The organism is Phreatobacter aquiterrae (assembly GCF_053471285.1).
In genome coordinates, this window is the sequence record NZ_JBJPHW010000020.1 from 1 (window position 1) to 20736 (window position 20736).

Consider the following 20736-nt stretch of genomic DNA (forward strand, 5'->3'; position numbering starts at 1 on the left):
AAACGCGGCCGCCCCGGCTGCGAAACCCTGGCCAGCTACGCCGGGGCGGCCGCTCGCATCTGCGCCCTCAATGGGGGCCTGCTTTGGACGCGAAATAGGGGTGGCGATTGGAAGCGATTTGACAACCATTCGTCGTGACCCGGTCAGCGGGAAGATCCAGATCTGCCGGCTGTGACGTCGGGAGCGCTGCGCTGCTATCGCGCTCGCCCGCAAGAAAGCATTAACCACATATGCCTAGATTGCGGTCGATCATTAGCAAACGTACGAACTGTCCTCTGGAGCAAGGCCGATGCTCAGGCTCGTGGATGCGGCGTTCCAGCCGTCGAAGGCAGAACCCTCTCTGGTAGAAGTCAGCAAGCACGTCCGACAGGCGGCCGAGCACCTTGCCAGCGCCTATGACATGCTGGACCAGACCTCGCTCGAGGACCGGGCCCGGCTGCAGTTCACCCTGTATGCTGCGGTTGCGAAGCTGGCGCCGGTGATCACTCAGATCGCTCGTGAGGTCGCCGCAGGTCATACCCGCGCCTGACTTTCTCCCGCACTAGCTTCTGCAAGGCCAGTAGCGCCGCTCCTGCATTGTCGAAGTGATCGCTCCGGACCTGGCCCGGGCTGCCAATGCGCCCCCATTCCCGGACGAGCAGCCATTCCCCGAAGAGGGAAGGGGCGATGAACATTTTGTAGAAGCGGTGCTTCCGCTTGGCGGGATCGATGCAGAGCAGGGTCACCGGCCCGCTCAAGGCTTCAGCCTCGATATGCTGCTGGGGCTCACGTTGTAGCTCCGGGCAATCTCCCTCACACCTTCGCCGTTGGCACGCCGAACCAACGCCTCCTGGCGCTGGTGGGGGGTCAGCTTGAACGGACGGCCCAGGCTCTGGCCTCGCGCCTTGGCTCGGCTCCGCCCCTCAGCGGTCCGGGACTTGATCAGCTCCCTCTCAAACTCGGCGATGCCACCTAGGAAGGTTAGCATCAGCCGACCGTGCGGGGTCGTGGTGTCGGCCCAGGCCTCGGCCAGCGACCGGAACGAGGCCCGGCGCTTGGCTATGGTGGCGAGGATGTTCAGGAGGTCCCGGGTCGACCGCGCCAGTCGGTCCAGTCGGGTCACCACCACCACGTCATCGGCCTTCAGCCGTGCGAGTAGCCGCCCCAGCTCGCGCCGATCGCTGCGTGCACCACTGACGGTTTCAGCGAAGAGTGTCTCGGCGCCGGCGACCTTCAGAGCCTCACGCTGGGCATCGAGCGTTTGCCCGTCCGTGCTCACCCGTGCGTAGCCAAAAATCATGCCGCATTATGCAACGGACTTATGACGCGCGCAAGCGGTTGAGATCGCTCAAGGGGAGGGGGTGTTGCATAAGTCCTGACTTATGCACGAGTGAAGCTTTGCTTCCGCCAAGCCAACACTGCCTTGTCAGTCCCCGATTTCGGCGCACCTTCGTTCCAGCATTCCCAGAAGGCGACAGTCTGGCTGTTGGGCTTGCGGGACGGTTCCGCAACTCGGATTCGGGTCGGTAGTAAGCTCGCATCTCCTACTACCAGTGCCTCGCCAATATCTAGAACGGGCAAGAGATCCCCAAAACTTCCCAAGCTATCTGGTAACAATTTGCGAATAACGCTCTGGTCGTCTCCATTCGTCAGTCGCATTGCAATCACATTATTACACTGACTGAGAACTGTACGGTTCACCTCAGCCGGCCTCTGGCTAATTACAACAAGTCCCACACCATACTTACGTCCCTCTTTAGCGATCCGCTCGAATATCTGAACAGATACTGCATCCCCGCTATCAACCGATGACCGCTCGGGAATGTAAAGGTGCGCCTCATCACACAGAAGAGCGATCGGATGGCGGCCTTCCTGCTCGGTCCATTGTTGGGTTGTGAATATCAGGCGTGCCAGAAGGCTGACCATCAGAGGCAGCACATCCGATGGGACTTCAGAGAAGTCGATAATCTTTATCCCACCCTTGGTATCGGGCTGCGCGCCGCGGCCACCGATAAGGTGGTGCACTACTTTTCCCAGCCAATCCATGCGCATGCAGCCGGCAGGAGGCTGAAAAAGGAAGCCGAGCCGCCGGTCCTGGCGTTTTGCTTCCAATCTAGCAATCAGTCGGCTGAGCTTGTCGAAATACGGCCCCTGCTTCTCTGTGCCCGCCTTCGCACCAGGAACCATCTCCTCATTCTGCTGCGTAAGCGCGGCGACCACAGCCCCAATGTCAAAAGGGACGGGGCTATCGATCGTGAAGTTTGCAAGGATTTCGGAATGCTCCGGTGCCGTCAGAGCAGCCTTCTTTGCGTCAGTGATGCAGCGAGTCATCATCATGGCCTGGTTTGGCGCGTTCTGGTCGCTTCGATCAACAAACAACGACAACAGAGCTTCATAACCAAGAAGCCAGAATGGGAGATGAAGGACTCCGTCGGTCAGCTCTGTTCCTTTTTCAATATCAACGGGCCCCGCAATCCGAATATGCCTGTACTCATCGCCAACAAGAGGCTTGTATTCACCGTGAATGTCGAAAACAACAACATTCGCTTGTGGCAGTTGAGCGATTTGATCAAGAAGTCGGGCGGTCGTCCAGGATTTGCCCGATCCAGTGCTGCCGACAATAACAGCATGTCGTTGAAATAGCTTATTCCCATTTAAGTAGGCTACAGCATCTTCATCCAGCGTGAAATTGCCTAGCGAAAGTCGAGGCCCATCCATTTCGACGTTAGAGATTACCTGCATAAACTGAGTCAGCCGCTCACCGTCGAGCGAGAAGCAATTAGCATCTATCTCCGGCACCGTCTCAAGCGTCCGCCTAAACACGTTCTGTTTTGTACCTAACCTGTCGATGAGGGTCCCAATCAATGTGATCCGGACAAGGTTGTTCTCAGGTAAGGGCTGATCAATGGGGTCACCATCCCGGGGAGTGACTTCCGCCTGGTCATCAGCTTTGCGAGTGATTCGCGTTACGATACCCAGGAGGTGCTGCCCGGCCTTACTGCTTTGCAAGACGACAAGGCGGTTCACTTGGATCTTTCGGAGGCGCTCGATGGCATCGACGCGAATTGTTACTGTGGCCGTATCAACTGAAATGACGCAGCCAAGCGCATCGCTATCTTGGTAATCGAATATTGGCATTTCTTCCTCCGTTCTTATGTTACAAGCTTAATAAAACCGGCAGTCGACCAAGCATCAACCCCCTTTATTTCGACACCTGCAGGGTGTTCATGCGTATAAGCGCGCGTTCCGTCTATGGTCGCTTCGAGGCCTAAATATTTTATACCGGCCTTGCTAGAAAGAAATGACTTCGCTTCATCAGTCAGAGTCCGTCCCAGAACTGTGACGGGAACGCTCTTTTGCCTGCATCGATCAAGCATCTTTGGCTCAATATGGCTATCGCGGAACCCGAATCCTATACACATGTAACCGTCGGCATTCTCCAAAGCTCTGTCGGCACCTTGGATGGCGGAACGGAAAGGCTCGTCGTGCGTTCGCTCGTATTTATTGAAGCCTGGCGTAACAATAAGAGGAGTAACGGCCTCTCCTGGTAATTCGAAGAGTGGTGAGGCTACGACGGTACCGTCCTTGCGCTGAAACCAATCGAGAGAACCATGCACTTTTGATATCCGTACCAAGCGGATAGCCTTACCTGCGCTAGAGTAAGACAGTTGTGACGTACCTTCGCGGGCCTGGATGTATCCGGGACGGAATCCAGTCGTGACAAGAAGGCCCGCGTCGTTGCACGCATATTCTATCAGCCGATCGTAATTGGTTGTGACAACGTCGATTATCTTGTTGCTACTGCGGAATAGGTGCCCGATTAGAAGGCCCAGTGGAAAATCTTCATTCCGTTCAACGGCCTTCAAGAACATCTGCCGATCGGAGTCACTTACACATTGCCACGTGAGACGCACAATCGTGGTCACTAAGCTGGCAGGCAGTGCCTTTCCAGCGAGTGCCTTCTCCAGATGATCGCCCTTCTCGAGACAGGCAACCACTTCAGCCCATCCGCGGGTCTCATCACTACCGCTGGGCTGTACGTGACTTAGAAGAAAGTCCTTCAGTGTCCCCATCGTAGGTAGGCCATGCGCCGCGGAGGAACCACTCCCGATAACAAGGACGGGGTTACTGGCAAAGCTTGCCTGGGCGAGCCGTGCGACCCCTTCCAGGACGGGATCTATCGGAGGTGAAGCCATGCGATCAGCGCGCGGCCTCGGCCGCGATATGGCCGGCAAACCGCGTGACGAATTCACCTAACGACGTTGCGGACCCCAACTCGCGGTAGGCCCCGTCGTCTACGGCGGTTCGCGCGGCGGTTATGACCGACGCAACCGTGTACAGCTTCTCGCTGATGAGCTTGCCGCAGAGGATGTTGTAGCGCTCGGTGTAGGACGCATTCCGAAAGTCGGGCATGACTGGAAAATGGGGCGCTGGATCCCTCACGGGCGACCGAGACTTGGGACAATCCTCGACAAACATCAGCCAGCCCACAAACGGCTGCGGCTGATCCTTACCGAAGGCGCCTTCTCGGTAGGCGGTCCAAAGATCGACGGCCGTACCGATCGCCTCCTCGGACCGGTTGTTGAAATTGTTGCCGAAGGATGGGCCAACCTGAGATTTAAACTCCAGGCAAGCCACCAAGCGTCCTCTGCGCGTAATCAGGACGTCCCAGAGCTTCGTTGGCCGGAAATAACCGGGCAGGGTGAGAACCCGGCGCCGCAAATGGATTTCAGCGTCCTTGAGGCCGTTCCGTTCCACCAGGTCGACCATGAGGGTGAGGAACCCATCCATGTTCTTGCCGCCGGTCACCCCGGCGCGCTCGCCCTGGTCGACCTTTCCGGCCAGCTTCTGCTTATGGATGGCTGCCGCTCGATTGCCCCAGAAAGCCTTTACCGCCTCGCGGGCGCGTTCCTCGTAGTTGGCCAGATCGAGCGCCATGCAGCCTATCCCCCGTTTCCTCCCAGGGCGCTGCGCTCGCTCCGGGTTAATCCATAGAGGCGAAACACGGCGTCATCACAGGCCGCCTTATCGCCCTTCCCTGCGGCCTCACTCAGCTCGCGCCGAATGGCATCAGGCACGTTTACCCAATGAGGGATCCGAATCCGCCGCAGATACTGCGCCTGGAACCGCAGGTAGCCCCCCCGCATCTTCGTTGAATATGTCGAGACGAAGAGTCGTGCAATCCCCGATTGCAAGACGGCCTGCAATGCGCGCAGGTCCCACTCGGCCGCTGTGATGTAGTAGAGATTGTGGTGGGGGTAGAGTTTGCCGTCTTCGTAGACGATGTTGGCCTCGCCTTTAATGTCCGGGATCAGCAGCTTGGGCTGATAGGTCAGCTCGGGGTAGATGCGGTCAATCGTTCGGTACCAACGGTCCGGGTTCTTCTGAGAGACGTGTCGCGCCTTGATGACCTGGCCGTGGCGCTCCAGGTAAGCCGCAAATCGGGGGTAGCCGGCCAGCGGCACAAGCTTGCCTGCATCATCGAAGGGGTTGAGTACGCCATAGCCCCTCCAGCTCACGGTGCCGCTCGCAATGTCACGGCTCATCGCCATGGGGAGCTTGCGATCATCCTCGACGTCCAGCTCATCGAACTTGCCGATGAACACCTGGTCGGCGCCCGTGGCGACCCCGATTCCGACCTTGCAACCGGCGTCTTCTAGCAGCGGGAAATCCCGCTCAAGCCGGCGAACAAGGGTGAGCTGGTCGGGAGAGTCGAGCAGCCAAGGCTCGGCGCCGGCCGCGACGCCCCGAGCTTCGCTCACGGCTGCATGGGTCTCGCCGTCGCGCAAGGCACGGGCGAGGGCAGGGAGGCTGCCGTCGATCGCCGGCCGGTGGGCCACCCGCGTAGCCTCTGCCTTGCCCCGCCCGATGACGAAAATTGCGGGGTAGGCGATGACGTCGCTGTGAAATGCTGGCGTGTCGACCATGTCAACATATGTCTGAAGCCGGAAATCTGCCGCGACAAACTCGCGCAAAGGTGCCCCGTATCGGTTCTTCATCCAGCGATCGGCGCAGATGAAAGCTAGACGCCCATTGGGCGATAGCAGCGAAAGACCGCGCTCAATGAATGGCACATACAGGTCTGCGCGGTCGTAGATGGTCCGGTAGCGGGCCCGGTACTCGGCCATGAGGATGTCCGGCACGCTCTCCTGACGGACATAGGGCGGGTTGCCGACGACATGCGTGAAGGTGCCCTCAAGCTCCGTCAGCAAAAAGTCACCCTGGACCACCCAAATGCCGGCAAGCGTGCTCGCTTCCTTGACAGATAGCCCCTGTCGTTGGAGATACTCGACTACGCCGGCACGGGCACCTTCACACGTCGACCGGTGTAGCTCAACGGTCCGGATGGCGTCCTTCAAAGCCAGGACCGGGTTGGTCTTCTCACGGGCGGCGCTATACGCCGCGAAGAGCCGCTCCAGCGCTGGGAACAGGAAGTCACCCTCCCCAACCGAGGGCTCCAGCAACCGGCGCCGATGCAGCGGCTGATCAGCGGTGTAGCCGGCCAGATCCAGGATGAAATCGACTACCTCCCGCCGGGTAAAAATCGCGCCGCGTTCCTCGGCGCCTGCCTCGGCAAGCTTCGCCACTGCATCATCAATCAAGGAGAGCCTGTGAAAGGCGAGCTGGCCTTGATGTTGAGCGTAGGGTGGCACGGGCATCTCCTTATCGTGGGCACTTGCACCATAACCGCGATCACCACGCGGGCAAAGAACAAAACAAGAACATCTTTGAAATGAAGGGGACAACTCACTGCGCTGCCGAAGACAGCGACAGTGGGTTAGTCTTGCACCACCTGTTTAGGGCGCTCGCGCTTGAGCCGCCGGATGTCCGCGCCGCGCGAAGGACGGGAATCCGCCTTGGAAAACTTGTCCTGGTGCCGTACCGCTGAAAGCAGATCATCCGCCGATACGAGGCGGCCTGGCCCGCTCGCAAGTCCGCCGCGATACGCCTCTTTCAGGATGGCGAGCTCTGCATTTTCAGTCATTGGGCAAGCCTACCACGACGGAGGCCAACGGGCATCCTGTGTGCCCGGCTAGAGCGCAGGGTCTGCCATCACAGGATGCTTGGGTCTGACCCGAAAGGGCCGCGGAGCTGAGTGCCCGGGGTCACCCCCGGGCTCCTCATTGCCGCGCCCGGCCCGCCGGCTAGGATGTTCGGGAGGAATGCTGTGGACCGTAAGCCAACGATCCTTGGCTTCGCCTCCGCGTAAGCAAAGGATGAGCCCTGATCCTTTGCTCAGGCGCCGCCGGGTTAGGATGTCGCACTTAACATAACGGCCATTATACGAACTAAGTCATTGATTCGCATAAGGTATCTTATGGAACATGTGATCTAGCTGTTCGGGCGGCTGGCAGGTGGAACTGGGCTATGACACAAAAAAGTGCCCCGAGACTAAGCCGCGGGGCACTCAAGATCTGAAGCAAATGGAAGGGCAGCGCATCAGCTCAGCAGCCGAATGCGTGCCTGGACCGAGCCGCCACCGCCAGTGTCCACAGCGACATGCCAGTGGCCGAAATACGGCACCTGCACACGGAACGGAGTCCGCGTGACGTGCCCGCCGAAATAACGGTGCTGGCGGCCGCTGCGATAGCTGCTGAAGTTGTTGCTGTCCATGAGCCGCACGTTGGCAGCATGGGACAAGGTCACCTCGATAATCTCGCCGCCGCGAAGTTGACCGAGGTCGTTGTGCAGGAAGTTCATGGGACTTCCTCCTTCAGCCCTTGGGCGGATACGGGTCGTTGCCGTAGCTCCAGGCCTCACGGAAACGTCCATCCTGGCCCTGGATGCGCAGCTCGCTGCCTTGGTTCATGGCGATCTCGCGACCACGGGCAATGGCATCACGCTGGGTATCGAAATGCTGCGTGACGCGGTCGTTGCCCTCGCCGCGAACTGCCCAGCCGTTGCTGGTCGGCACCACGTACTGGTTCTTTCTGCTCATTTTCTCAACTTTCCGGTTGATAGGTCAACGTTGTTAACCTATATTTCACTTACAGGTTGATGAATCGCACAAGAATAACAATCTGTCAACCAACCAGGAGGACTGCCATGGTGTTCGGTGACCGTTTGAAGTTGGCGCGAGTTCGCGCCGGGCTGTCGCTGGCCGCGCTTGCGGATAGTTTCGAGCCGCGTGTGACCCCGCAGGCCATCAACAAGTATGAGCGCGGTGAGATGATGCCGAGTTCGAGCGTCCTTGTCGGTATGGCGAGGGCTCTGGGCGTTTCGCTCGACTTCTTGATGAGCAGCCAAGTCGTAGCCCTGGAAGGCGTCGAGTTCCGAAAGAAGGCGTCAGTCTCTGAAAGAGAGAAGGCGTTGATTGAGGGAGAGGTAGTCGACCATGTGGAGCGCTATCTTGCAGTGGAGGAAATTCTCGCGCTGCCGGATGCCGTTAGTGCTCTCGAGGGCATTCAACCCATTGTCGTGCCGAGCTTGGACGCAGCCGAAATTCGTGCTGACCAGCTGCGCGATGAGTGGAACATTGGCGGCGATCCCATTCCCAGCATGACCGCGCTTCTGGAAGAGCGGGGTATCCGCGTGATCGAAATCCCAGCGCCTGACAGCTTCTCGGGCCTGACCTGCGTCGTGCGCCGGGGCGGAGACAAGGCCCCGATCCGCGTGGTTGTGCATCGCCATTTTAACGTCGAACGCGATAGGTTCACCCTAGCCCATGAGCTTGCCCACGCGGTCATCAGCGACTGCCGAGATGCAAAGGCGGAAATGGCTATGAACCGGTTCGCGGGCGCATTGCTCGTGCCCGCAGATCACCTGCGGGGCGAGGTCGGCACCGGACGCACTGCATTTGGATATGAAGAGCTTATCCGCCTGAAGCATATGTATGGCGTTTCAATGATGTGTTTGTTGTACAGACTCAAAGATGTCGGCGCTATCACCGACGACAAACTAAAAAGCCTCTTCAGGACTCCAGCGCGGTCTTGGCTAAAAGATGAGCCGGCGCCGCTTGCTGAAGATGGTGATATAGCGAAAATGGAAAGGCCGAAGAGATTCGACAGTCACGTTTATCGGGCGCTTGCCGAGGGACTTATAACCTCTGTTAGAGCGGCTGACCTACTGAGAAAGCCTGTGCGAGATGTCGAAATCGCGGTCAACGGCCCCCGCTGACTCTACACGTATTGTCATCAATGACACCTCGTGCCTGATCGACCTGCACAAGGTCGGCCTCGTAAGCCTCATGCTACGACTGCCTTATGAATTCCAAGTGGCACTGCCGGTTCGGGAGAAGGAGCTGCTGACGATTTCCACCGCTGAATGGGCCAGCTTCACGGGTTCCGGGCTCCTCGTCGTGGACCTTGATCCCAACGCGGTCACAGAAGCGTTCCGGATGCGCGAACTGCACGTTGCTCTATCGGCTGAAGATTGCTTTTCACTCGTATTGGCAAGGAACACACGCGGGGCGCTGCTGCTAACCAGCGATGGAAGACTGAGGGCCATTTCTGAGTCCTACAAAGTAGAGGTCCATGGAATCCTCTGGGTCCTGGACGAGCTGTTGCGGCACGACTTTTGTGACGGGCCAACCGCAAGAGCATGCCTTGAAGCGTGGCGGGACGATCCACTTGTCTGGCTGCCGACTGCGGAATTGACTGCACGGTTAAAGCGCTTCGGACATTAGGATATCTACCCTTCCGACTGAATAGGATGGGGACACAGGGCGCGCTTGGAAGAGTCCCCCCGACCGGGAAGGCCGCTTGTCAGGCAAACTGTAGGCCATCAATTATCTTGGTCGCCAGATCTGCGCTCGATCGAGCTGAGGCAACCACCAGTACTGAAACCACGGGCTCGGCCCGACGCCTGAGCGCATATCCTCAGCCAGGTAGCTTTGCGCGCCGATACGGGTGTTGAAGTAAGAGATGCCGGCCGACTGGATATTGAACAGCTGAAGGCCCTCCGGAGACCAGTTGTTCTGCCCCCGACAGACCGTGCTGATCTGCTCGTTCTGCGGGTTGATCGCTACCGGATAGCACCCATCCGGAATCTGGAGCACGTACCGCACCGAATTCGGGTTCTGGGCGTGCGCCGGGGCAAGTAACACAGCCAGAGCCAGGCCGGCCGCCATCACAATCGACTTCATCATGACCTTCCCTCAGTTGGGTTTGGGGGAGCGAGACCCACGGCATGGCGAAGCGCCAGGCCGCTGGGATAGAGAACGAGCTGCGCCGCCATCGCGGTCCGGAGGCCATAGGCGTGCCAGGCGCTGAGGCCCCGGAACATGGCAGCGACCTCGGGGCGGCTCGTGGCTGGCCCGGGCCGCGTCCAGAAGGACGCCGTCGCGACGATCACCAGGAACCCGCCCACGAGACCGAGTCCCGTCCGCACGGGAAGGCCCAGCACACGACCGAGTAGCCATAGCGACTTCGCCGCATGGGTCAGCGCGCCCAGGGTCGAGAACCCCAGGGCCAGCGGAATGATGATCATGACCTTGGTGCCGTCGTAGGCGTCCGCAGCGTAGGCCCCGCCGTGCCCATACGCCGCAACTGCACTCTGGAGACGGGCGGTCTCGCGGGCGACCTTGGCGGAGATGACAGGCTCATAGACCGCGGCGCGAAAGCGCGGAAACACGCTGGATGAGCCTCCAACCTGCGGCCCGAACTCTGCCAGCCGTTCGCGAAACTCGGCATCACCAGCCTGCGCTGCGAGATCCCGTTCCCAGGTGGCCTTCACGACCGGCAGCGCCACAAACTGCGCGGGCGAGATTGTCTGATCAAAATCCTCAAGCGGAATCGCGGGACCTGTCAGACCCAGCGACCGGACTGCACCCAGGTACTTCGTCCGGATCTCGCCGGCATAGAGATCGTCAAAGTCCTCGCGCTGGCGCGGGACCCAGCCCTCCGGCGCGAAGGAAATCTGCCCCCTGATCTGCTTCGACGCCTCGCTGCGCTGGCGGGGGACGTTCGGCACATCGACGTGGTTCCAGCCTTTGAGCGACAGGTAGCGGAGATACATCTGCCAGTCCTCGTCGGACTGACGGATGCGATCCCGCATGGCGCGACGCGCCTCGTTGGCCGCCTTCACGTAGCCGTCGTAGCGAGCGATGACCGTCTTCTCCATCAGCGGCACATAGGTGCGATTGAACAGCGCTTCCGGCCGCCCGGCCTCCTCCCGGATGCGCCGGTCGACGGCCTCCGTCAGCACCGCAACCAGCCGCTGATCGATCGCCTCGGCGCGGGCCAGCAGGAACGGCAGCCCTGCCAGCAGAAAGCGGCCGGCCACAGTGTCGCGGAGCGCATCAGGCAGGAACGCCTGATTGACCAGCAGCGCGGGCTGGCCGTCCTCCCGCGCATGAATCCGCCCGATGCCGGCATTGACGATGAGCGCCATGCGCCGCTCGGCGGCAGATGTCTGGTCGGTCAGGGACTGCACCAGCCGATCAATCCCGACCTGGGCCACGGCAATGCTGAACGCCAGCACCCCGGCCGTGCCCACCGCTGGCATCAGCCAGGGCGCCGGTCCCGCAACTGGCAGAGCCGGGATCACGAGCGGGATCAGAACCAGAGCGAGCGCCACCCCGGTCAGGGTCCGACCCCACCGTTCCAGTGCCAGGATCTCGTCCTTGGACGGCGCCGCGCCAAGGAACTCGACCAGATAGCTGGCAAAGGCCACCTCGGTCAGCAGGTAGGCGACCGTCGCCGCAAGCATCACCGCCGCCGGAATCCGCATCAGCGCAGCCTCAGCTGGCCTGACGTCCGGCCCGACGGCGCCGGCACGGGGATCTCGGCCACCCGCTCAGCGGCCGGCCACGGTGCCAGCTCGTTGACCTCGGGCAAGGGTCGGCGCAGCCAGGGGTTCCGTGGCGGGGGCGGGCCCGGCGGCGTCACGACGGACAATCCCTCCCGGGTGTCTGGCACAGGCATGGCCGATCGCCCGGTCTCAAGGGGCGCCACATTGGGGCGCGGGGGCGTGACATCGGGCAGCTGCTCGACCCGGGGCCGCACCGGCTGCGCGACGGCGTGCCCGGTCATCAGCATCAGGAGGACCACCAGCACCCGCCCCATGGACCCTCTCAGCGCAGCCACAGCCGCGACTGCGTCAGGGTACAGCCGGCCTGCTGACACTGCTCGGGGGTGAGCACCTGGGTTTCCCGGCGCCGCCGGTCCTTTTCCATCGGCGAGATCACGGGGGTCCGGGCGTCGAGCAACTGACGGAGGCGGGTCTCGATCGCAGCATAGGCACTGGCCGGTGTGTTGGCCCGCGGCACGATGATGACGAAGTCGACCAGGTCATCAGCCCGCAGATCGATGTCATAGACAAACAGGCCATAGGGCTGCCCGGCGGGCAACTCGGGCTTAAAGGTGCAGCTGTAGCTGTTCTGGCAAAGCGACTGCCGGCCGCGCCCGCCTTCGCGCTCGTAGCAGCGCTCCCGACCGTTCGGGGGCACCACGCACAGGGCCAGATCCGGCGGCCCGGCAGTAGGCAGGGAAACGGGCCCGAAGACCTCAGCGCCATCCCAGGGCTGGCCGTTCAGCTTGCGCTGATTGGCCTCAAGGACGACCTCCTGGGCCACCGCCCCTGCCAGTCCCAGCCAGAGGCCTGCGACAACCAGTGCGGCCCTTACCCCCTGCCCTGCCATGCTCACATCCTGCGCATCGATCGCGGGGTCCCACGACCGCATTACCCCATGGTTGCGCGATCCGATTGTTTCGCGCATGCGACCTGCTGCCGCATGTGAAGGCAATGATCGTTGCGTAGCATTCCAGCTGGTCCAGGATATCTCCCGATGCTGCTGCTCCGCTGGCTCTGGTTCTTCACGAAGGTGAGCGCCGTTGGGGTGTGGTGGTTGCTGCGGGTGAGCGGCAGCGCCGTGCAGAGCGCGGTCAGCGCGGATTTCCGCGCCAAGGGCAGCCTCGGGACCGCCCGCTGGGCCTCGGGCTGGGAGCGCGTGCGCTATCGCGTCTACAGCGGGGTCGGACCTGTGGTCGGCAAGGGCGCTTTTGGCCGCCTGCTCCGCTTCAACCGCGACGGCATTGTCCACGTCTTTGCCAACACCGGCGCCGGCAAGGGCATCGGTGTGGTGGTCCCGACCCTGCTGGATTACCCGGGCTCGATCGTCGTCACCGACGTCAAGGGTGAGAACTATGCCATCACGGCCCGCTACCGCAGTTCCCTCGGCCGGGTGGTCATGCTGAACCCTGGCGATTTGCGCCATTCGGCGCGCTTTAACCCGCTCGACATGGTCCGGGTCGGAACCGATCAGGAAAGCGATGACGCCCGCATGCTGGCTGATCTCATGGTCATCCGCGACGGGCCGGATGCCCACTGGAGCGACAAGAGCATTTCGCTCCTCTCGGCGCTGATCCTACACGCGGTCTATGCCGATGAGCCGGCCCAGCGGAACCTCGCCTATGTCCGTCGGCTGTCGCTCGCGGAATCGGGGAGTATGCGCGAGCAGATCGAGGACATCGCGCGGGGCTCCCCCTCCCGCCAGGCCCGGGATATTGCCCGCGCCTTCCTCCGCTCCATGGGCGATCAGGACAAGTCGACCAACGAGTTCCTGTCGGTGCTCTCGGATCTCGACAAGGCCACGGAACCATGGGGCGACGGCACACCGGCTGGCCAGCTCGCAAGCCGCAGCTCGTTCAGCCTTGAGGATCTGAACCTGCCCCGCACCATGACGCTCTACCTCTGCGTCGATGAGGAGAAGCTCCTCACCTATCGCCGCTGGCTGCGCGTGATGACCGGCTGCACCCTCAACGCGGTGATGCGTTCCAAGCGGACCCAGCGCCCGAAGCACAAGGTCATCCTGCTCTACGACGAGGCCCGCGCACTCGGCCGACTCGATCCACTGATCAATGCGGTCGGCTTCCTGCGCACCTACTGCACCCCGGTCCTGATCTGGCAGAACATGCCGCAGGTCCGGGCCATCTACGGCGAGCAGGCGGCCGAGTTTCTTGCGAATGCTTCCTGCCGGGTCTTCTTCGGTATCAACGACAACGATACAGCCAAGCAGGTCTCGCTGATGTGCGGTCAGGCCGCCATCCGGACCCAGTCACAGGGCACGTCCCATTCCTCGGAAGCCTGGCTGCGGGAGAACCACAGCCAGAACGTCAACGAAGGCGGCTACTGGCTGATCGATCCGTCCGAAGTCCAGCGGCTCCGGACCGATGAGGTCATCATCAAGTTCGCCCATGTCCCCTACCCTCTCATGACCCGCCGGGCCAACTACCTCCAGCGCTACCGCTGGCGGCTGCGCTGGGATCCGTGGACGCCCGATGCCCGCCCCGCCATCCAGATGGTCGAACCGGAGCCTCCCGCTCCACGGCAACCTCCACGGCCCCCGGTGTCTGATACAGACGACGAGCCGTTGCCGCCGCCACGGCCCTTCGCGCCTCCGCGCGGAGAAAGCTCGGCGCGATCGTAGCTGCGTGGCCCTCCCGCGCTCAGCGCAGCGTAAACGTCGTCTCTTCGTCCTTCAGATCAATCTCGATGAAGGCGGCGCGGACCTCATGCGCGCTGCACGTGACATTCCCCGGGCGCCAGTCGACAATCGCGGCGCTCGGCGAGAGGCATTGCAGGTTATTGCCCGCCAGATCGTTCCAGGTTTTCGCGCCATCCGGGGACGAGCGCGCATAGACATAGGCCCTGCCGGGTCCAACCCGCGCCCGCTCGCAAGCTCCATTTTCTATCGGGATCCATTGCTCGATGTAGCGCCGGGTAACGAAGGAAAACGGATCCGTAGACGCCCGTGCAATCTGGATGGCCCCGCCCGATTGATTGCAGATCGCGAGTGAGATGGTCGAGAGAAGTCGCTTGTCGTGAAAGGCCTCTTCGATATTGGCCTCGATTTGCTTTTCGCGCTTTTGCAGTTCGGCCGCCTGCGTTTCGAGCTGTGCCGCCTGCTCGGTCAGCCGCCGCTCTGTAGCGGTCACGGCCTGCTCGCGGATTTCAACGGCCGCCTCGCGCCGGGCCAGCTCGAGCTGCTGCCCCCGAACGAGCGTGGTCATCGCCTGGTCGCGTGCTTCGACCTCCGCCTGGCGCTGTGCCAGCTCGGCCTGACGTGTCCGCACAGCTTGAGCGAACTCCTCCGCTGCCTTCCGCCGTTCTTCGGCCTGCGTGCCTTCCCTCGCCTTCGCTTCAGCCTCTCGTCGGGTCAAGTCCGAGGCACGCGCCTGAACCGTCCGGTCAAGTTCCTGAGCCACTCTCTGGCGCTCTATTGACGCGGCTTCGACGTCCCTCAGCTGGTGGTTTTGGTACACGCCGCCAAGAACACCGGCGCCCGCTATCGCAGCCACGGCGCTCGCTATGAGGAGCCACGATCGTCCAGAGGATCTGGCCGGGCGGTCGGCCGCCTCAGCCATCGCGGTCTTGATGGCGGTTTGCAGCGAAGGCCTGCGGGCTTCCTCGCCCTCGTTGTTGTCGGTCTGCGGCATGCTCGTCGTCCTGGGCGTCCTGATCATCCACACGCCAGACAAAGTGCTACCGCAACGTAACTGCGCCCTGCCACAACCTTGATCTCCCGCGGACAAAGAGTCGCGGTCGGGCAGGCCCTACCGTTGTCTGCTCCGGTCACGGTCACGCGCCATCTCACGCCCCTGCCCCCACCCGCGCTCGAGCTGCCGCATGCGCTGGATGCCCCGTTCCTGCCGGAATGACAGCAGCGCCATGGCCCGGCTCAGTTGGTTGACCAGGCTTTTCAGCTGCGCCGCACGGGCCTTCGCCCGTTCAGCCTGCCGCCGCTCGACCTCCCGTCTCTCCCGGGCGTCCTGGGCTTCCCGCCACCGCTTGTAGCGATGGCCTGCCCCGCCGATCTTGCCCTCCGCCCACCAGGTGGCCCGCTGCTCGTAGTAGTCCATCCACTGCTGGAGCCGTGCGGAGCGCGCATCGATCCGGGCAAGGTCCGCTTTCAGCTTGGCATTGTTTCCGGCGAGGATCTGCCAGAGCCAGCCGATCCGGGTGCCCTGATCTGTCCCGGGATAGTCCCGGACCCGAGGAACCATGGGCCGCCGTGCGGCCTGCATCCGCCTTTCCCTCTCGCGGTCGGCCTGCCGCTCCGCCCATTCCTGCTCGCGCTCTTCCTTCAGCTGACGCCGGAGCCGTCGCTCATTCGCCCGGCGCTCCTGTTCAAGGCGCCACTCACGTTGCCGCTCCTCCCACGCCTTCTTGCGCGCCCAGCGTTCCTTCGCCGCGGCCAGCCGCGCCTCGGCAAAGGCCACCCGGTCCGGGTCGCGCCATTCGGGCAGGCTCATGCCGGCCGATGGGCCCGGCTGCAACAGGATCGGGCTCGCCTGTCGCTGGGAGGGCGGCCGACCCGCCCGCCGCTGCCCGCGCTGTTCAGGTCGACTGACCGGTACCACCTTGCGTTCCTGCATGGCCTTGGGGCGCGGTCCGACGTGGATTTCAGGCGCCCGGTCAAGCTCCATGGCCGCCGCGAGATCGCCTTTCGCCTTCGCCGCATCCCGCTGATCAATCAGCGTGCGGTGATCGATCCGCTCGTTGCGACCGGCATCGCGGAGGGCCCGATTGGCGGTCAGGGCCCACATCTCGCGCCAGTGGTCGAGCGCCTGCCGGCTGTTCCACGCGCGGGTCTTCACCAGGTCCAGCCCCTGCGGCGTGGCACGGCGCAGGGTCAGCATGATGTGTGCATGGACGTTCCGCGGATCGTCACCCTTCTCCCTCACAGGCTCGTGGATGGCGAAGTCGGCCACCATGCCGAGACTCACGAACTGCTGGCGAACGAAGCTCTGCACCAGCTCCCGCTGCTGTTCCCGTGTCAGCTCGTGGGGCAGCGCGATGTTGATCTCACGCGCCAGCTGCGCGTCCTTGCGGGTCTCCATCTGCTCGACCGTCGACCAGAGCCCTTCACGGTTGCCCAGCCATGCGGGGGCGCCCTCGGGAACGATGATTTCCCAGTGCACAACTCCGGCACGGTTGCTGTAGTCGTGGGTCTCGCCCTTGCCTTCATCGCGGAGTTTTTCACCCGCCCGGTAGGCGGCGGCGGCGACCGCATTGTCAGCCTTCTTCCGCGGGCTTCCATCGAGGTTCTTGCGGCCCTGCCCGCGGCCGAGGATCTGCGCTGAGAAGTGGAAGATCGCCACGACGAACCCTTGCTTGCACCTGTGGTCACAGGACCGCACAACCGCCGCCCCCCGGACACACCTCCGGAACCCTCGTGGCGGCGGCGCACCTATGTCGCGAAGCGATGTATAAGTGCGCTATTACTCACTTGACCTTACCCCCATGCTTCCGCTGTTGTCTATCCGTCACCCTTGCCCGCCCGTCCTCGCCCCCGGCACCCCGCCATGTCCAAAGGCCTCGGCCCCGAGTTCACCCGCCTGCTCCGTGCCTCGAACCCGCAGGACCCCCGCGCGCCGTGGTGGGTCAACTGGCTCATGAACGTCGCGGTCACGGGGATCGTGATTTGGGTCCTCCTCACCACGGCCGACTGGACCTGGGAGAAGCTGACCGGACGGTCCCTGCAGGCGCGCTGTTCCCTCACCGACTATCTCGCAAGCCTGGTGCCGGAGGGCCTCTTCATGGGCCTCGGTCTGCTGGTGGTCGTGGTTGGCGTGCTGCTGCTTGCGAGCGAGAAGTCGCGGACGGCGGGCGTCGTCTGGCTCCTGCTCGGTGCCCTTGTTTCCAGCCTGCCGGAGCTGCTCGGGTTTCACGGGTGGAACATCAGCTGCGCCGCGACGCCTTCGGCGTGACCAGGGGGCAAGCCCCCTGGACCCCCTCCCCTGACACACCTGCGCCGACCCCGTCGCGACAACGACATCCCCGGGGGGCCTCATTGCCGGCCCCCCGAACCCCCCGCTAGGATTTTCGCGAGGAATGGTCTGGCCCTCTCTGCGGGTCTCTGGAGCGTTTCAGTACCCCACGGCACTGAACACCTCACCCGCCTCCGCGAAACCGTCGCAAGGGGCCGCTGTGTCAGCCAGCGGCGGGCCCTGACCGCAACGGATCGGGAGCGGCCCGCACAGGCGCCCTAACCCGCCGATTTGCAAATTCGCATACTTTCCGCTTGCCAAGCTCCACCGGCTGACTCAAAGCGCGATCTGTCACGTCACCGTTTGCGCCCTCAGGGCTCAACGGCCGTCCTGTCACCGCCCCCGCGGCGTGACGGGGGCCGCACTGAGGAGAACATGCTCATGGCCAAGAGTCCCACCCATGAAGCCTTCATGGTCACCGGCGAAGACGAGAAGGGCCAGAACGGTTTCTGGACCCGCATCGGCGCCGGCTGGCAGCACGGCAAGGGCGACGGCATCACGGTGCTGCTCGATGCCTACCCCGTCAACGGCAAGATCGTCCTGCGCAAGCGGGAGGCGAAGAGCGACGGCCGGTAGTTCCTGCCTGCGCCGTCGGCACGATCGCCGCCGCGGGGATTCCCGGACCGGCCCTGTCGTGCCAGACTCCTCTCACGGTACAGCCAGGGATGGCGATGACCGTGAGGAATGCGAGGCCTGCCCCTGAGAGATCAGCGGCAGGCCTTGTTCGTTCAGCGTGGACCGGCGGGTTCGCGCAACGCGCGATACCTGATCAGTTCCATCGGGCGGCAGTAGCGGTCCTGTCCGTTCCGCTGCCGCCCCGACGTCGGAACGCCTTTGTCAGAGTCATCTCCATGCCGATCCCGCTCTGCCAAAACCGCGACGTCGCAGTTCTGATAGCTTTTTTCGCGTTTGCGCAGGCCTTTCGGGGTCAGGTTTTTCAGAAAACAGATTTTAAGAATCCCAGCACCGCGTTTTAGAATCAGTTTTACTAGTTTTAATAGGTTTTAATAAGTTTTAGGTTGGGATTCCGTCTGTGTCTCAAAGGGTTAAGCCCCCATTTTCGGAGTGAAGTACGACTTTGGCGGACCGAAGTACGACTTTGGCGGAGTGAAGTACGGCGTTGACGGATTGATGTACGGTTTGGACGGGAGCGAAGTACGGTTTGATGACTTATCCACAGGGGCTGGGGATAAAGCTGTGGAATCATCCTCCAAAACGCCTACGAAACAATGATTTGCACGAGTCCGGCCCGCGAGCAGCGGCAGGACCGGATCTCGCCTGAGCACCCGGGCGCTCTCCGCACGGACTGAAAACCCGCCTGAAATCAGCATCTTTGCTCCGAAATTGGCCCGTCTTGGCGGTCTGGAGCCCCCGAACCGGCATTTTCACCCCTTCCGCCCCCCGAATCGCAGGAACCGCAGGCGTCAGCCATTTTTGTCAAAACAGGGCGGACCGAAGTACGGTGATTTTGTCAAAGACGGGACGGGGTCGATCGCCCCTGCCCTGCCCGATTCTCAGGCAGCGGAGCTGGTGATGGCGAGGGGTCCACCGGGGCGCCGCGTCATCCAGAGCTTGGGTTCGCCCTTCCCGTCCTCCAGGCGCAGATCGTAGTCAGGGAACCGCTGGTCCTGGGAGTTGGCGACGATCTCCTCCAGCGCCTGGCGGAACTTGTGCTTGGGCAACTTGGAGCCGCTGCGCTTGTGCAGTTCGGAAAGCCCGTAGCAGGCCTGCGTCTCCCCGGCGGCCTTGCGGGCCAGCCGGTACAGGAACTTGGCAATCGGCCGGGTGATCAGGAAGTAGTCCGGGTTGAGCGTCAGCAGCGACGGCTTGCCGTTGGGCCGTACAATGCCCTGATAGACCCACTCGGGGATCTCGATCTCGATCCGGTCAATCCGGTCCTGCGTGGTGCGGCTCACCACCTTGTAGCGTCCGATCAGCGGGAAGCTTTCGGTCTCGCGGCGGCCGACCTTGGATTTCTGGTCGCCCTTGAGGTTGGTGATCTTGATCCGGGTGGCTTGTAGGCGGTCCAGCGCGCGCTCCAAGTCTTCGTACTGCTTGCCCCCCAGCTCGCGCCGGCAGAACTTCAGGATCTCGGCCGCATGCGGCTGATACAGTCGGGGCGGCAGGTGCGGCCGGAGCCCCTTCTTTTCCTCAATCTGGTACTCGCGCATGGCGTCGCACAGGTGCGAGATCATGTTGATCACAATGTCGTAGTCGTAGGCCGTGGCAAGGCCTACGTCCGCGCCGCCCTCAACCGTGATGACAGCGTCCTTAAGCTCGTAGCGGATCACGCCCTCGCCCGCCGTCTTCGACAGCGCAAAGGGGGCGATGTCCATCAGGTTGTAGTCGTCCTTGATGGGGGCGTCGTGGATGGTCGGGACGAAGAACATCAGCTGGGCGTCGTCCGCCGGCGCCTCGCGGGTCAGGCCCCGCGGTGCCCGGGGTTCCGACTTCACCTCGTGGGCGATCAGCTTCGCGACCTCATCGGTGCGGATGGCGTCGGCCAGCCGCGCCAGCGCGTCCCGCAGCCCGGTTTCGGGCAGCTCCTCGAGCTTCAGATCCGACAGGCTCCGGCGGCTGTAGTAGCGGCGCAGCCGCGACAGCGCGTCCTTGTCGAGCGGGAGGAACAGCTCGCCACGGGCGGCCGCAATCTTCTGCGCGACCTCCTGGAGATAGTCGTTCTTTTCGTGGAGCGACAGCTCCGCGAACTCGGGTCGGGATTTGAGGGCAAGCTTGATCCGCGCCATGCCCCTACCCTACTGCCGATTCGGGGCGCCGGCCATGCGCACTGCCTGCGCCATGGCCAGAAAATCCTTTCATCCTGTGATCCTTTGATCCTTGCTCCCGGCCCCTTCCAACTGCTTGACGGATTTGAGCCCGCGCTTTTTGAACAGCAGGTCTATCGCCTCGATCAGCAGGGGATGGATCTTGGTCCGCTCGGTGAACGCCAGCTCGCGGAGCTGCTCGTACACGGCCGGCTCCAGATAGAGCGACATCTGGCGGGCGCGTTCCTTCAGGGTCCCCTGCCCTGCCCGCTCGGCAGGTG

The 20736-nt window shown here is 62.5% G+C and carries 21 protein-coding genes; 6 read left to right on the plus strand and 15 right to left on the minus strand.

The genetic code is table 11. The features are described 5' to 3' along the window. Positions 1-289: 289 nt before the first annotated feature. Positions 290-529, plus strand: coding sequence for a hypothetical protein (locus ACJ4V0_RS20670; protein ID WP_448301502.1), 240 nt, complete (start codon positions 290-292; stop codon positions 527-529). Here ACJ4V0_RS20670 and ACJ4V0_RS20675 read toward each other — a convergent pair. From ACJ4V0_RS20675 to ACJ4V0_RS20710, 8 genes are all read right to left on the minus strand, one after another. Further along, positions 483-674 (minus strand): WGR domain-containing protein, encoded by a 192-nt coding sequence (locus ACJ4V0_RS20675; RefSeq protein ID WP_448301532.1) that lies wholly within the window; start codon positions 672-674, stop codon positions 483-485. The genes ACJ4V0_RS20670 and ACJ4V0_RS20675 overlap by 47 nt on opposite strands. A 59-nt stretch (positions 675-733) precedes the next feature. Then, on the minus strand, positions 734-1279 hold the full coding sequence (locus tag ACJ4V0_RS20680; RefSeq protein ID WP_448301503.1) for a recombinase family protein: 546 nt from the start codon (positions 1277-1279) through the stop codon (positions 734-736). Between the two features lie 80 nt (positions 1280-1359). Further along, the gene (locus tag ACJ4V0_RS20685) at positions 1360-3117 is read right to left on the minus strand and encodes an ATP-binding protein (protein WP_448301504.1); all 1758 of its coding nucleotides are present in this window, start codon (positions 3115-3117) and stop codon (positions 1360-1362) included. Positions 3118-3131: 14 nt separating this feature from the next. Next, positions 3132-3851, minus strand: a complete 720-nt coding sequence (locus ACJ4V0_RS20690) for an SIR2 family protein (protein ID WP_448301505.1) — start codon at positions 3849-3851, stop codon at positions 3132-3134. A 328-nt stretch (positions 3852-4179) separates the two neighbouring features. Beyond that, positions 4180-4917 (minus strand): PaeR7I family type II restriction endonuclease, encoded by a 738-nt coding sequence (locus ACJ4V0_RS20695; RefSeq protein WP_448301506.1) that lies wholly within the window; start codon positions 4915-4917, stop codon positions 4180-4182. Between the two features lie 5 nt (positions 4918-4922). After that, positions 4923-6632, minus strand: a complete 1710-nt coding sequence (locus ACJ4V0_RS20700) for an Eco57I restriction-modification methylase domain-containing protein (protein WP_448301507.1) — start codon at positions 6630-6632, stop codon at positions 4923-4925. 787 nt (positions 6633-7419) lie between these two features. Further along, positions 7420-7680: a DUF1883 domain-containing protein gene (locus tag ACJ4V0_RS20705; RefSeq protein ID WP_448301508.1), complete on the minus strand. Its 261-nt coding sequence runs from the start codon at positions 7678-7680 to the stop codon at positions 7420-7422. Between the two features lie 13 nt (positions 7681-7693). After that, complete coding sequence (locus ACJ4V0_RS20710) at positions 7694-7918, minus strand: DUF2188 domain-containing protein (RefSeq protein ID WP_448301509.1); 225 nt, start codon at positions 7916-7918, stop codon at positions 7694-7696. A 107-nt stretch (positions 7919-8025) separates the two neighbouring features. Here ACJ4V0_RS20710 and ACJ4V0_RS20715 point away from each other — a divergent pair, with 107 nt between their 5' ends. Beyond that, on the plus strand, positions 8026-9096 hold the full coding sequence (locus ACJ4V0_RS20715; RefSeq protein ID WP_448301510.1) for a helix-turn-helix domain-containing protein: 1071 nt from the start codon (positions 8026-8028) through the stop codon (positions 9094-9096). Then, positions 9065-9604 (plus strand): PIN domain-containing protein, encoded by a 540-nt coding sequence (locus tag ACJ4V0_RS20720; protein WP_448301511.1) that lies wholly within the window; start codon positions 9065-9067, stop codon positions 9602-9604. The genes ACJ4V0_RS20715 and ACJ4V0_RS20720 overlap by 32 nt, the downstream gene beginning before the upstream one ends. A gap of 102 nt (positions 9605-9706) precedes the next feature. Here the strand turns inward: ACJ4V0_RS20720 and ACJ4V0_RS20725 are convergent, their stop codons facing one another. The 3 genes from ACJ4V0_RS20725 to ACJ4V0_RS20735 all read right to left on the minus strand — a co-directional run bounded on the left by ACJ4V0_RS20725 (position 9707) and on the right by ACJ4V0_RS20735 (position 12637). Then, positions 9707-10066 (minus strand): hypothetical protein, encoded by a 360-nt coding sequence (locus tag ACJ4V0_RS20725; protein ID WP_448301512.1) that lies wholly within the window; start codon positions 10064-10066, stop codon positions 9707-9709. Further along, a complete protein-coding gene (locus ACJ4V0_RS20730) occupies positions 10063-11649 on the minus strand; it encodes a hypothetical protein (protein ID WP_448301513.1) in 1587 nt (528 codons plus the stop codon). Before ACJ4V0_RS20730 ends, ACJ4V0_RS20725 begins: the two co-directional genes overlap by 4 nt. A gap of 343 nt (positions 11650-11992) precedes the next feature. Next, positions 11993-12637, minus strand: a complete 645-nt coding sequence (locus ACJ4V0_RS20735; RefSeq protein ID WP_448301514.1) for a hypothetical protein — start codon at positions 12635-12637, stop codon at positions 11993-11995. Positions 12638-12706: 69 nt separating this feature from the next. Here ACJ4V0_RS20735 and ACJ4V0_RS20740 point away from each other — a divergent pair, with 69 nt between their 5' ends. Continuing rightward, entirely contained in the window at positions 12707-14347 is a 1641-nt protein-coding gene (locus ACJ4V0_RS20740) for a type IV secretory system conjugative DNA transfer family protein (RefSeq protein ID WP_448301515.1), read from the plus strand. 19 nt (positions 14348-14366) lie between these two features. Here ACJ4V0_RS20740 and ACJ4V0_RS20745 read toward each other — a convergent pair whose 3' ends face one another. Together ACJ4V0_RS20745 and mobQ are read right to left on the minus strand one after the other, a co-directional pair. After that, complete coding sequence (locus tag ACJ4V0_RS20745) at positions 14367-15356, minus strand: hypothetical protein (protein ID WP_448301516.1); 990 nt, start codon at positions 15354-15356, stop codon at positions 14367-14369. A 117-nt stretch (positions 15357-15473) separates the two neighbouring features. Then, positions 15474-17021, minus strand: coding sequence for a MobQ family relaxase (gene mobQ, locus ACJ4V0_RS20750; RefSeq protein WP_448301517.1), 1548 nt, complete (start codon positions 17019-17021; stop codon positions 15474-15476). Between the two features lie 204 nt (positions 17022-17225). On the opposite strand from mobQ, the gene ACJ4V0_RS20755 reads away from it, so the two are divergent. Both ACJ4V0_RS20755 and ACJ4V0_RS20760 read left to right on the plus strand, forming a co-directional pair. Further along, entirely contained in the window at positions 17226-17630 is a 405-nt protein-coding gene (locus ACJ4V0_RS20755; protein WP_448301518.1) for a hypothetical protein, read from the plus strand. A 441-nt stretch (positions 17631-18071) separates the two neighbouring features. Beyond that, positions 18072-18266 carry a hypothetical protein gene (locus ACJ4V0_RS20760; protein WP_448301519.1) on the plus strand — a complete coding sequence of 65 codons (195 nt, stop codon included), beginning with the start codon at positions 18072-18074 and terminating at the stop codon, positions 18264-18266. A gap of 938 nt (positions 18267-19204) precedes the next feature. Here ACJ4V0_RS20760 and ACJ4V0_RS20765 read toward each other — a convergent pair. Further along, positions 19205-20437 carry a replication initiator protein A gene (locus ACJ4V0_RS20765; RefSeq protein ID WP_448301520.1) on the minus strand — a complete coding sequence of 411 codons (1233 nt, stop codon included), beginning with the start codon at positions 20435-20437 and terminating at the stop codon, positions 19205-19207. A gap of 69 nt (positions 20438-20506) precedes the next feature. Next, on the minus strand, positions 20507-20686 hold the full coding sequence (locus ACJ4V0_RS20770) for a ribbon-helix-helix domain-containing protein (RefSeq protein ID WP_448301521.1): 180 nt from the start codon (positions 20684-20686) through the stop codon (positions 20507-20509). Positions 20687-20736 lie beyond the last annotated feature (50 nt).